The organism is Desulfobacter curvatus DSM 3379 (assembly GCF_000373985.1).
Lineage (GTDB): Bacteria > Desulfobacterota > Desulfobacteria > Desulfobacterales > Desulfobacteraceae > Desulfobacter > Desulfobacter curvatus.
The window spans coordinates 1-13,249 of sequence record NZ_KB893091.1; the positions used below are offsets into that span (position 1 = coordinate 1).

Below are 13,249 nucleotides of genomic sequence, written 5' to 3' on the forward strand. Positions count from 1 at the left end.
ATGCTTTATGTCATGCTGGCGCAGCACTTTCTTTTTCGACTCAGGCAAAAAGTAAAAAAAACTGCTTAAGTTTAGCCATGGTTAAAAAATTGGTCCAAGTTGTTTTGTCGATCAATTCTTTTACATGGAAAGGGGCTATAAATATGATAAAGTATCACCTCAAACGTAACGACATTGCGTATGAAAGCCATAGAAAAAGAACGATGGCTCTCGCTAAAGAGTTAGGTGTTCAAGTGTCGCTGTAGTGCTAATATACTTATATTTATTGTAAATAATTCATTTAAAGGCATTGATTCCATTATTAAGAATGAAATTTTTACAAAAATAATAAGACCCTATTGACATGAAAAAAACCGGGGTTAATTTAGGCAAAAATAAAGATGATTTGTGGGAGCAAAGGTTTTGTACATAGAATGGACGATACCCTAACTTTCATGCGAACGTCGATTCTAACATCACAAATGGTTCCCGCAACAACTTGAAACAACCTATCGCAAGGAGGAAGAATTATGTTTACAAGAATTAGTGATATCGACAGATTGTTGGGGACCATGAATCTTCTTCAAAAGAAGTTAAACGGTCTTTATGGCGATTATGGAAGACCATCTGGTTACAGATGGGAATTAGAATCAGCTGCTCCCAAGACAAATCTGTACGAACACGGCGACAATTTTGAAATCAGGGCCGAGGTTCCAGGACTTGAAAAAGAAGACTTGAATGTAAAAATTCAGGGAAACTATCTTGAAATCAGCGGCGAAAGAAAATCTGATGCTCCTAAAGAATACAAAACCCATAAAACTGAAAGAGGGGTTGGATCTTTTTCCAGAAGCTTTACACTACCTGCAGATGTTGACTCAACGAAAGTTGAAGCCACGCTTAAAAACGGTGTGCTTTATCTTAAACTTCCCAAGCATGAGGCTGCAAAACCCAAAAAAATAAGCATCAATTAAACTTTAGGATAAATTCCTGAGAAGGAGGTTACAATGGATAGCGCACAAAAAATCACAAAACAAGACGAGAAAAATGTCGAGAAAACTCGTCAATTGTATGAAGTAACTCCCGCCGTAGATATTTATGAAAATGAAGATGAAATTCTTCTCCACGCGGACATGCCGGGAGTGGTAAAAGAAAATATTTCAGTTGATATTGATAATGGGACACTATCAATATCCGGTGTCAGAAAACTTGAAATAAAAGGGGCTGCAACATATGAAGAATTTTCAGATGTAGAATATGTCAGAAGTTTTTCCGTACCACAGACCATTGATGTTGAAAAAGTTGAGGCCGAACTGAAAAACGGCGTATTAAGATTGCACCTGCCTAAATCTGAAGCTGCAAAACCCAGGCAGATAGAAATAAAAACGGCATAAGATCAAGATTCATCAATGTTACCTGGACAATTTTGATTATCCTTAAAAGTTGTAACATTAACCTAAGGGTGGGAAGCTTTCGCCGGGTGGTTTCCCATCCTTACTTATTAAATAACCGAAATCTACGGATGCCCACATATCCTAATGGCCGCTCAAACTAATGCAGAATTCAGTTTCCTGGTCAAAACCGCTAACAGCCTTGACCGGCCAGAATAGACCGGAACTTATTTTAGTCATGCCACAATACAGATCCCGATAAATCTGTTTATATCCGCCCCAAGAAATTTTTCTATCTTTTCATTCCATTCATACCCTTTTATCAACTCATTTGTCTAAACTGTTAAAACCGATGCCCATAAAATACAAATATCCACAGTATCATGTTTAAAACCAATAGAAACGCTGTTTAAAAAATGTTCAAAAATGATAAAAATCCATATTAAACAATGAGTTCAAAATTGTTCAAAAAAAGCGTTTAATTGTTGAAAACAGGTTGAGAAATTGTCAAAAAATCAAACAGCATTCATCCGGATTCCTGAATAAAGAGGGTTAAATTGATGTCGGGTTTAAAAAGTCAAAAAGATAATAATAAAATGTTAATAAATACTGTATCGTGTTAAAAAGATGATGAACGCCGTGTTTAAAATATGTTTAAAACAAAAGAAGAACCTTATTAAATAAGAATCTCAGGGTTGTTCAAAAATATATTCGGATTATTGAAAAACAGGTTGAAAAAGTGTTGAAAACTTAAAATGACATCAATTCTAACCCCTGAACATAAAAACTGCTGCTATTATTTTAGACATCATTTTCAACGGAGTGAAACCATGACCCAACTCAAAAAAATCGCAGCAACCATCAATAATGCCATTAAAAATGGGATCCAAAGTTTCAACGAAGACCGGACCAAAGAAATTTTCAAACAACTGGGCCTGCCCGTGGTCCAGGAAATACGTATAGAATCCATGGAGGATCTCCATGGGGCCGCCCAAACTATCGGGTACCCTGTTGTACTCAAAGGGCTTGCAAAACTGATACTGCATAAAACCGAAGCCAGCATGGTGGACATGGGCATCACCAATGAAGCCAATCTGAAAAAATCGGCCCAAAGGATGAAATGCCTTGCGGGTGAGGATTTTGAAGCCTTCCTGATCCAGCCCCAAATCCAGGGTAAAAGGGAATTTACTGCGGGCATGTTTAAAGATCCCCAGTTTGGTCCGGTGATCATGTTCGGGATAGGCGGTGTACTCACCGAAGCCTTGAAGGACATGGTTTTGCGGCTTGCTCCATTGTCCGGGGCGGATATTGACGATATGCTGGATAACCTAAAATCCAAAGCCCTTCTAAGGTCATTCAGAGGGGAGGCGGCTGTAAATCGTGCAGAACTGAAATCCGTGCTCCGGGGTCTGTCAGATCTGGCCATGGCCTGCCCGGGTATCCGCGAAATTGATATCAATCCTTTGATTATCAATCCGGCCGGCTTACCCGTGGCTGTTGACGGGCTGATGATTCTTGAAAAACCTGAAAGCCGTGACGACCATGTCCATCAAGAAATTGATTTCAAGGACTTATACAACACCTTTTATCCCCAAACCATCGCCTTTATCGGCGCCTCTGCAGTCCCTGGCAAATGGGGTCACTTGCTGCCCACAAACGCCTATGCCGGGGAGTTTAACGGCGAAATTTTTCTAATTAATCCCAAGGGCGGGAAGATTATGGGCCGGGATGTCTACAAAACCATTGATGATTTAGAAGGCGATGTGGACTTAGCTATGGTCACCATACCTGCTGGCCGGGTAATGGAGTTGATCCCTGCCCTGGAAAAAAAACATGTCAAAGGCATGGTGCTGATCACCAGCGGATTCAGGGAAGTCGGGGACCAGGGCAGACAGCTTGAGGATGAGATCATGGCCGCAGCCCAGAAAGCCGGTATTCTGGTCATCGGCCCCAACACCATGGGCCTGTGCAATCCCCATGCATCCCTTTACGCTTCCGGTGCCAATGCCCTTCCTCTTCCCGGCTCCACAGCCATTATATCCCAATCGGGTAATATAGGCACCCAGCTTCTTGCCTTTGCCGAGCAGCAGGGTATCAGCATCCGGCTGTTTGTAGGGTCAGGCAACGAAGCTATGATCACCACTGAAGATTATATGCAGACCCTTGAATTTGATGAGCTGACCCGCACCGTGGTGCTTTATATCGAAAGCGTGGAAGACGGACGCCGGTTTTTTGAATCCGCCGGCCGTCTGTCAAAAACCAAACCTGTGGTAGTCCTCAAGGGTGGAAGAACCCAAGATGGGGAAAGGGCTGCTTCCAGCCATACCGGGGCCATGGCCTCGGATGCAGGTGTATTTAATGCGGCCTGCGCCCAGGCCGGGATCATCCAGGTGGAGCAACCCATGGAACTTTTAGATATGTCCACCGTATTCTCATCCCTGCCCATGCCAAAAGGGGGGCGTGTGGCCATCATGACCCTGGGCGGTGGGTGGGGTGTGGTCACCACAGACCTTTGTGCAGAATACGGGCTTGATGTACCAAAACTGTCCGAAAAAATAATTGAACGGCTTAACAACTGTCTGCCCGACTTCTGGAGCCATGGCAACCCTGTGGATCTTGTGGGCGACACAGATCCGGAAATACCCAAAATCTGCCTGGAGGAACTTTTAAAATGGGATGGGTGTGATGCGGTCATTCACCTGGGCATCCACGGCAGACGCATCCTGGTTAATGCCATGGCAAACGCCATGCTGAAGACAGATCCAGGTATAACAAAGAAAAAGACAGAAAAGTTTATGGCAAACCTTATCAAGGAGGAGGAAATTTATATCCGACATACCGCTGAAATGACTCAGAAATACAATAAGCCTGTAGTCGGTGTCAGCCTTTTAATAGACGAATTAAGCCGCACCCTTTACCGCTATGACGATCTGGGCTATAAGGGGGTATTTTTTCCCTCGCCGGAACGTGCCGTCAAGGCCCTGGCCGGAATGGTCCGGTACAGAAAATGGCGTGATTCGGCAGGAATCCATAAATAACAGCCATGGCCGACCTGGTCTATCAACACCCAGGCTCAGTCCACAACGAAAGTTGAAAGATCCGTGTAGCTTACACAGACTTTCTTATAACAGCCACGGGCTGACCTGGTTTTTCACCGTGGTTCAGCCCACAACGAAAGTTGAAAGATCTGTGTTAATTACCCAGACTTTCTTATAAAAAATTAACAAAGAAATCAGGAGAAACGTATGAACAAAAAAGTTACCACTTCCAGCCTGATGAAGATGAAGCAGGAGGGCAAAAGAATCACCGCCCTCACCGCATATGACTATCCTTTCGCCGCGTTAGTTGACCGTGCCGGAATTGATCTCATTCTTGTGGGCGATTCCGTCGGCATGGCGGTCCAGGGCTGGGACACCACCCTGCCTGTGACCATGGATGAAATGATTTATCATACAAAACTTGTAACCCGGGCCTGCAAAAGATCTCTGGTGGTGGGTGACATGCCCTTCATGTCCTACCAGAGCGGCCTGGATAAAGCTGTTGAGAACGCCGGCCGGTTTTTAAAAGAAGCCGGTGCCACCGCTGTAAAACTTGAAGGCGGTGCGGATGTCTGTCCTGCCATCTCAGCCATGGCAAAAGCAGGAATACCTGTCCAGGCCCACATAGGCCTTACACCCCAGTCCGTACACCAGATGGGGGGATTTAAGGTGCAGCGGGATGAAGAACAGCTGCTTAAGGACGCCAGGGATGTTCAAGCCGCCGGGGCTTTTTCCGTGGTTCTGGAAGGCATTCCCGCTTCCATTGCCCAAAAAATTACCCAGGCCCTGACCATTCCCACCATCGGCATCGGTGCCGGTCCCTCCTGCGACGGCCAGATTCTGGTACTCCATGACATGCTGGGTATGCATGACGGATTTATACCCAAATTCGTGAAAAAATACGTGGACATTTCTGCCCTGGCAAACCAGGGGCTTGCTGAATATATTAAAGAGGTTCAGGATGGCAGTTTTCCATCCCAGGACCATTCATACAAATAAGTGTATGAATGAAAAGTTGCCCGGATGCAAGGTGCAGATGGGCAACTTTTCGTCCATTCATAAGTTTTTCGTTCAGGTGTTATATTTATGAATACTCCCAAACGTAAATTTTCCGTAATCGGCTGTGGACGGGTGGGGATCTGCCTGGCAGCATTCCTCTTTAAAAAAAATTATGAACCCGCAGGTTTTTTCAGTAAAAGCAAAACATCTGCCCAGGCCGCCAGGACAGCAGCCGGGTGCGGCACCGTGTTTGATACGGCTGCCGACTGTGCCCGGGCCGGGGACATTATTTTTATCACCACACCCGACGGCATCATAGAAGGTATTTGCGGCGATCTTGTCCAACAAAACGCCCTGGGGCCCAAAACCATGGTTTTTCACCTGTCAGGTGCCCACTCTTCAGAAATTCTTGCCCAGGCAACACAGGCCGGCGCAGTTGTGGGCTCCATTCATCCCCTGCAATCTTTTGCTCCTTATGAACCGGGACAGGCAAGCCCCTTTGAGGGAATCAATATCTCTGTTGAAGGGGATCCGGATGCCGTTTCCCAGGGTAAGGATATTGCGGCAACCCTTGGCGCCCAGGCTTTTGCCATCCCAACGGAATCCAAAACCCTTTACCATGCCTCGGCTGTGGTGGCCTCCAACTACCTTGTGACCCTGGTAAAGTTTGCCCTGACCCTTTTAATGGAAACAGGGCTTCGGGAAGACGTGGCATTTGAAATTTTATCGCCCCTGATCCAGGGCACCCTTTCCAATATCGGGTCCAGGGGTTGCACTCGTGCCCTGACAGGCCCTGTGGCCCGGGGAGACCATGAAACAGTGTCCCGGCACTTAGCGGATATTGACAAAAAATTACCGCAGTTTTCAGCTCTGTACCGTTTGCTGGGCACCCATACCCTTGATATTGCCGCGGCCGGAAATTGCCTGTCTGAAGAGGCTGAAAAAATTCTGTCCCAATTTTTTAAAACAGTTTGATCAAAGGTATACAGGATACAATAATCTGTTCGGATATATTCATGAAATGACTTAGGGCCATATAAATTTTTAAATTTATATGGCCCTTATAAAATTTACGGCCCTTAGCTCTTCTTTAAACCGCAAAAAAACACTATTTTGGCGCCCAGAAAGGGGCGACGGCTGCTTGCATAATCTCGATTGTCTCCCAGACATTACCCTTGACATAGGCCTCATTGTCCAGCCATTCTTTTTCCAATGCTTCCCGGGATTCAAAATCACAGACAATCATGGAGCCGGCCATTTTCCCCTCGTCGTTGAGAATGGCAGCAGCATAGAGCCAACTGCCTGATTCGTACATTTTCCCAGCGGTTTCAAGGTGTGCCTCCCTGGCGGCCATTCTTCTTTCCAGGGCCTTTTCATCTGTGCCGTCCCGGCCGATTACGATAAACTGCATTTTCTCTCCTTTTAAATCTAAACTAAAGTCCTTTCATTGCAGGAAGAATCACTTTCTCTCCCATGAAGGTGATGGTGATATTTTTTGTTTCATTTCCCCACACACATTTTTTGGCCCCCAAGGCACCATCGCAGGTATCTGGTTCACCAATGATCCCCACCACGTCTTCATAGCCCATGCCCATCTTGATTTTGCCAAAATTTTCCCGGGTAATTTTTGAACACCCCAGAAAAACAACAGCACAGAAGAGTACAATAATCAGCAATCTCACAAATTTCATATCATAATGTCCTTAACACCTAAATTTTATGAAGGATCAACGGCTCACGCCCTTCTGCCTCCAGTTCCTGGTTGGCCTGTTCCAGCAGTGGTTTTGAGGAAATCACGGAAATGCCCTTGGCTGCGTCGTCCCGGAAAAAATACCGGTCTGCCGTTTCCATGATCTTTTGCTTGTCCATACCCAGCAGGGCATCCTTGAATCCTTTGCGAATCTCATCTGATAACTTAGTGATTTGGCGATAAAACGCTTTCATGGCAGAAGGGGCAGGTGTTTCCGGCTTATCAATTTCCGAGCAGACCTGAAGGATGGCTTCTTTTACGTCTGTATCGGTGAATTGTCCCCGGGTAATAAAATCACAGGCATCTGCGTAAACATCCAGGGTCCGCTTGATATGGGGATCACGGTAAGAACCAAATGAAAAAATACCCTCTTCCATGTTGTACAGGGCAAATCCACCGTATGCTCCGCCTTTTTCCCTGATTTCCCGATGCAAAAACAGAGAACGCAAAAGCTTGGCAATGACGGACAGGGCCGGTGCGTCTTCATGGGAGATGCGCACGGCTTTAAAAGACTGTCCCACAAAAGAAACGGCTGTATTGGTCATCCAGCCATCGTAGGGCCTCAGGGTATCTACTTTTATCTGTGGTGTATGAAAGGCCTGGCTGCTGCCGTTGGGCAGGTTGTCGTAAATCTTTTCAATACGCTTATCTGCCTGAATCATGGACGAAACAGACCCGATAACAGCAGGTTTAAAATTATCTTTTCTCATGACGGCACACGCCATGGCAGAAAGGTCTTTTTCCAATTCAGCCAAGGTCTGGACACCTGTTTTTTCATTATTTACCCTGGCGGTAAGATCCTTGATCAGGGAGTACTGGGCGATGCCGTGCCACAGCTCATTAATACTGGCTGCCGTTGACAGGTGCCGGGCAGACAGGGTTATGGCATACCTGTGTCCGGACCCGACAATTGAGGCTTCAAGACCTGCCTGATATTGTAAAATCAGGCTTTTGAGCCGGTCGTGGTCTTTAAAGGCACTGTCATTAATATATTCATCCACCATATCAAATAGATGATCAATATTCCGGTCCAGGGCTTTTCCCTGCAAGGCCAGAAAGGAATGACCTTTGCCCTCATGGTCAAAATGGGTACCGGAAAAGGGAGACATGGAAATGCCGCCGGTATAAAGGTCCATACGTTCGGCCATCTGCACATAGGAAGACTTTTTGGTTCCTGCATTCGTAAAAGCCCGTGCGAAAAACGGCACCATGGGAAAAAGCTCCGGTGCAATGTTTCCACCACCTGCCGGACAGGTAAAATAGAGAATGCCCGAAGTGGCCTTGTCAAAGGCGGTGGTGCAGGTGATGCCCCGTATGGTGTCTGGATGAACAATTTCAATTTCAGGGGGTACGTCTTCAAGCTCTAAGGTAGGCAGAACATCCAAATTTTCTTCTGTTTCCTGAAGTGCTTTCAGGGCTGCCGCATCCCTGTTGATTTGTACAAGTTCCGCTTCACTCAGTTTTTTTCGTTTTTCCTGAAGTTCCTTGTGTATATTTTCTGCCTGGCGGGTTTCAAGACTTTCATCCGGGGCAAGGGTAAACAGCAGTCTGTGGGGGTTATCCAGAAAATACCGGCGAATTCGACCTTCCAGGAAGGGACCCTTGGCCAGCTCGTCCTGCAATTTTTCCAAATCACTGTCAATGTTAATGGCGGCTACGGGATCACCATCATGAACCGTGACCGAAGCAACACCCATCAGCAGTTTGATGCCATAGGGATATGGTGTATTGGTGATCTCCTTGCGGGAAAATTCGATCTGGTGGATGGCAGAATCTATTAAATGTTGGTCAATCCCTTTGTTGACAAGGGCTTCAAGGGTGCTAAAAATAATTTTCTCTACTTGGGGGACTGCAGAGACCTCAATATCTTTCAACCCGCAGACAAACATAGTGTCCCGATTATCCGAATCAAACCCTGTACCATCACACAGGGCAGAACCCAAGGTGCTGTCAATGAGCGCTTTTCTCAAAGGAGATGCAGAATTTCCAATAAGAACCTGTTCAAGCACCGCCATAACCATCACTTCAAAATGATCTGCGATATCAGGTGTCAGCCAGGCCACACAACCCTGGTATTTGGCAGCGATATTATCGGTGTCTGAGTAGGCATATGCCTGGGTCATGGTTTTAGGGGACTGCCACCGGGGCTGGGAAGGCACCCGGGTATCCATTTCAAGAAAATCGAACCTGGAGAGTACCTTTTCTTCAATAAAACTTAAACTCTCTTCCAGGGGCAAATCCCCATATGTATAGAAATAGCTGTTGGAGGGGTGGTAATACTTTGCGTGAAACGCCTTGAGTCCCTCGTGGGTGAGTTTTGGAATATCTGCGGGTTCGCCGCCTGAGTTATTGGCATAGGTGGTGTCCGGGTAAAGCCCTTTAAGCAGGGCCCGGGACATGACCTGACCGGGTGAGGACATGGCCCCTTTCATTTCATTGTAAACCACCCCTTTATAAACCAGTTCCGGTTCCCCGTTTTCCCCCGGTTCCAATTCAAGCCGATGGCCTTCCTGTTTAAAACTTAAATGATCAATATCCGGAAAAAACGCCGCATCCAGATAGACATCCATCAGGTTATAATAATCTTTTTTATTCTGGGTGGAAAAGGGGTACATGGTCCAGTCCGATGCAGTGAACGCATTCATAAAGGTGGACAGGCTTCGTTTAAGCATGGAAAAAAAAGGATCCCGGACCTTATATTTCTCGGACCCGCACAGCACGGTATGTTCAAGTATATGGGCAACCCCCGTGGAATCCGTGGGAACGGTTCTGAAAAATACCCCAAAGGTGTTTTCCTTATCCTCATTGGCAACGTGGATGTGGACAGCTTTTGTCTTCTCATGGACCAGTTGGATGAGATGGGCGTTAATTGCAGGCAGGGGCGATACCTGTTTAATTGTGTAGCCGCTTACGGCCTGCCCGGGTGTAAATGCAGTCTGATTCATATATTTTCCTGTCAAAGATTTCGCTTAACCGTCTTAGGGCATGGGCCTCGTTTCGCATATTTTCATGGGGTTACGAATTCGAATGATCCCGGGCTAAATAGTAAAGCCTTTGAGGGATCTAAATTCTTTTGTAAATTCCCCGGCTGACCCGTTTGATCTTCTCTATTTTATCCAGCCTGAAAATAATATTTCTCAATTTTTTATCGTCAAAACCTGTAGCCGCCTTAATGGTCTTAAAATTAGTGCCTTCCGGATGGTTTTCGATAATACTGAGCACGATGGAAGATGCACTCTTTTTCCTTGGCGTCCGGCTTTTGTTTTTCTGTCTGCTCGACGGATGATTCTGGTAAATCAATTGTTCTAGCTTGTCAAGCCTTTTGTGAATATTAGCAATATCTTCTTTGGTTGGAATATCCAGACGATGGAGAAGCATTTTAATAAAGTTCTCCCAATTGTTGCTGAATTCTGTCGGTTCCATATGTCAATCCTTCTTAAAAACTTAGGTTTTACCGTGTCTTAAATTTTAAAAAGACCGGTAGATCCTGTTTAACGCTCATCCATTAATTTAGTTATAGTAATTTTCTTTAAGGTGTCGCTTTAAGGTGTCGATTGATGATTAACGCTCTTTATTTTAATATAATATTTTATGAAATTACTTCTTAAATCTATCAAAGTCAAGTGGGCCATATCTAAATAAGTAAAAAAAAGTATCTGGCAGAAGTTGTTAAATTTTATGGAAATTATTAAAAAACTGTGATTTACTGATATTCACCTTGGAAATTTCAAAGGAAAACCACTACTGTTAATCTTTTATTCTTTTTCCAAAACAAAATATGGGACATATGGCGTTCTGGATTTAAACGGCCAAGAAACGGAGAACAAAAAGGGGAATGACGCATCCTGGGGAGTTATTAAAAAAAAACGGGCTATATGCCGGAAAGGAGTTGGGCCAAAACTTTTTATCCAACCCGGCAACAGCCCAGATGATTGTGGATAGAACCGGGGTTGATAAAGAGACTACCGTGCTTGAAATCGGTCCGGGGTTAGGCGCGATTACCCTGCCCTTGGCAAGGGCATGCAAACGGGTTGTGGCGGTTGAAAAAGACCGCCGTATGATACCACTGCTTGAAGGAGAATTGGCCGATGAGGGAATCTGCAATGTTACGATTATCAATGGGAACATTCTAAAAACGGATATCAGGGAGATCGCAGGAACAGAAAAAATTGTAGTGATCGGCAATTTGCCATACAATATTTCTTCCCAGATCCTTTTTCAGCTGGTTACAATCCGGCAGGTTGTGACACGCGCGTTTCTAATGTTTCAAAAGGAACTTGCCCAACGCCTTCTTTCGTCACCCGGCACCAAAGACTATTCAAGGCTTTCTGCAGTGGTTCAGTATGCATCAAAAATCAGCCGGGTTGCAGATATCCGGCCCAATAACTTTTTTCCCAGGCCGGAAGTGGACTCCACAGTCCTGCGCTTTGATTTTTTTGAAACCAAAGGCATGGGAGAAAAGGACGAAATCCTGCTGTTCAGCGTAATCAAAGCAGCATTCTCAAAACGAAGAAAAACCCTTCACAATGCCATGTCAGGCGGGGAACTGGGCTTAACCAAAAAAATCGTGGGGATTGCCCTTGAAAACGCCGGCATTGATTCCTCACGGCGGGCTGAGACCCTAAGTGTACAAGAATTTATAGACCTGTCAAAGGAAGTGCAAAAAGTTATCACCAATGAATCATGATTGAATCCAGAATTTCCATAGATAAGCTGATTGACGTTGTCCGCCAGGGCGGCCGGGTTAAAACCGGGGTGGATGTATATGACAGAAACGGCACCCTGCTTTTGGCCAAAGATGTGATGGTGGATAAGACAAAGCCGCTGAAAATCGTTCGAAACAACGGCCTGCGGCATGTGCCGGTGGCAAGCAATGGTGGCGTTTTTGATGCAGCCGGTAATAAAATAAACATAGGATCTGCGGCCATGCCCGCCTCCTTGCCCCATTCATTTTTCGATCCGGAACCTATCAAGACTCAAAACGTAACCGAACGGCTCAAAGAGATCCTTGAACTGCGCAGGCTTGCCGAATCCATAAGTGCCAAAGCCCAGGCCATTATAAAAAATGCTGTGATCCAAATCAGGCAGACACAGGGGGAATTTGATGTAGATGCCGTATCAGAGCAGGCATCGGAACTTGCATCATTTGCCCAAAAAAATAACCACCCCTTTGCATACGCGCCAAGGGAATGGTTTTTCTATGATGACTATTTTTACAACCATGCTACCAATGTCTGCGCATTGGGCTCCCAGGTATTGCACCGGTTCAACAACGCCTTTTCAAAGATAATGGAAAAATCACTTTGGTCATCACCGGCACTTGCAGGCAATGGATCTTCCGGAATGTTTTCCTATTACTACCCCGAGGAGATAGATGAAATGTCCTTTGGCCTGTTCATCTATGATTTGGGTAAATCCATGGTGCCGGAAAATATTTTAAACAAAACCGCTGCCCTGAGCAAAGATGAAATCGAACTGCTGCGCAGACACGCCAATGATTTCGGATTTACGGTCATTGAAAAAAACCATTTGGGCAGTACGGTGCTCAGCAACATGATCCGGCATCATCATGGACCACTATATGAGGGCGAACCCGGATGTTATCCTGCGGGCCTGGAGTACGGGATGATGCCGCCCTATGTCAGAATATGCAAATTGATGGACATCTATGACGCTATGATTTCCAAGCGCAGTTACCAGGATGCCGTTAACCAGGTTACTGCCGTCACCGGCCTGTTCCGCAGTTACGTGCACAAAGACCCCATCCTGCAATTTATTCTGCATGCGTTTGTTAAAACCGTAGGGCTTTATCCGCCGGGCAGCATTGTTTTTCTTAAAAGCGGACAAATGGCCTATGTTCTTGAGAACGAGGGTCCTCTTGTTCTTCCTTTTACAGACAAAAGCCAGGTCCCGTTGAAATCCAAACCGGATCCTTTTAACGCCGGAAAACAAACCGGAATTCTTGCCATTGACAGTGACAGAAGCATCAGGCAGCCCAAAAAAATATGGGACTGCCTGCCTGCATTTATCAGGGAAATCGCCCTGCCCAAGGATCAGGTAGCAGCGGCGGTCGCTGCAATTTCAACTATATAGTC

General features: G+C 45.6%; 12 protein-coding genes. 8 read left to right on the forward strand and 4 right to left on the reverse strand.

The features are described from left to right. The 6 genes from B147_RS29100 to B147_RS0120815 all read left to right on the forward strand — a co-directional run. Positions 1-245 (forward strand): hypothetical protein (locus B147_RS29100; RefSeq protein ID WP_033397736.1); only part of this gene is annotated, 245 nt, incomplete at its 5' end. 264 nt (positions 246-509) lie between these two features. Then, a complete protein-coding gene (locus B147_RS0120795) occupies positions 510-950 on the forward strand; it encodes an Hsp20/alpha crystallin family protein (RefSeq protein WP_020589138.1) in 441 nt (146 codons plus the stop codon). A gap of 33 nt (positions 951-983) precedes the next feature. After that, the gene (locus tag B147_RS0120800; protein ID WP_020589139.1) at positions 984-1,370 is read left to right on the forward strand and encodes an Hsp20/alpha crystallin family protein; all 387 of its coding nucleotides are present in this window, start codon (positions 984-986) and stop codon (positions 1,368-1,370) included. Between the two features lie 827 nt (positions 1,371-2,197). Next, entirely contained in the window at positions 2,198-4,405 is a 2,208-nt protein-coding gene (locus B147_RS0120805) for an acetate--CoA ligase family protein (RefSeq protein WP_020589140.1), read from the forward strand. Positions 4,406-4,612: 207 nt separating this feature from the next. Further along, the gene (gene panB, locus B147_RS0120810; RefSeq protein ID WP_020589141.1) at positions 4,613-5,404 is read left to right on the forward strand and encodes a 3-methyl-2-oxobutanoate hydroxymethyltransferase; all 792 of its coding nucleotides are present in this window, start codon (positions 4,613-4,615) and stop codon (positions 5,402-5,404) included. A gap of 87 nt (positions 5,405-5,491) precedes the next feature. Further along, complete coding sequence (locus tag B147_RS0120815; RefSeq protein ID WP_020589142.1) at positions 5,492-6,379, forward strand: Rossmann-like and DUF2520 domain-containing protein; 888 nt, start codon at positions 5,492-5,494, stop codon at positions 6,377-6,379. A gap of 133 nt (positions 6,380-6,512) precedes the next feature. Here the strand turns inward: B147_RS0120815 and B147_RS0120820 are convergent, their stop codons facing one another. From B147_RS0120820 to B147_RS0120835, 4 genes are all read right to left on the reverse strand, one after another. Beyond that, positions 6,513-6,815, reverse strand: a complete 303-nt coding sequence (locus tag B147_RS0120820) for a YciI family protein (protein ID WP_020589143.1) — start codon at positions 6,813-6,815, stop codon at positions 6,513-6,515. Positions 6,816-6,837: 22 nt separating this feature from the next. Continuing rightward, a complete protein-coding gene (locus B147_RS0120825) occupies positions 6,838-7,095 on the reverse strand; it encodes a DUF3862 domain-containing protein (RefSeq protein WP_020589144.1) in 258 nt (85 codons plus the stop codon). 19 nt (positions 7,096-7,114) lie between these two features. Continuing rightward, positions 7,115-10,099, reverse strand: a complete 2,985-nt coding sequence (locus B147_RS0120830) for an insulinase family protein (RefSeq protein ID WP_020589145.1) — start codon at positions 10,097-10,099, stop codon at positions 7,115-7,117. Positions 10,100-10,217: 118 nt separating this feature from the next. Beyond that, on the reverse strand, positions 10,218-10,577 hold the full coding sequence (locus B147_RS0120835; RefSeq protein WP_020589146.1) for a hypothetical protein: 360 nt from the start codon (positions 10,575-10,577) through the stop codon (positions 10,218-10,220). A 412-nt stretch (positions 10,578-10,989) separates the two neighbouring features. Between B147_RS0120835 and rsmA the strand changes: the two genes are divergently transcribed. Both rsmA and B147_RS0120845 read left to right on the forward strand, forming a co-directional pair. Then, a complete protein-coding gene (gene rsmA, locus B147_RS0120840) occupies positions 10,990-11,841 on the forward strand; it encodes a 16S rRNA (adenine(1518)-N(6)/adenine(1519)-N(6))-dimethyltransferase RsmA (protein ID WP_020589147.1) in 852 nt (283 codons plus the stop codon). Then, the gene (locus B147_RS0120845; RefSeq protein WP_020589148.1) at positions 11,838-13,247 is read left to right on the forward strand and encodes an HD-GYP domain-containing protein; all 1,410 of its coding nucleotides are present in this window, start codon (positions 11,838-11,840) and stop codon (positions 13,245-13,247) included. The genes rsmA and B147_RS0120845 overlap by 4 nt, the downstream gene beginning before the upstream one ends. Positions 13,248-13,249 lie beyond the last annotated feature (2 nt).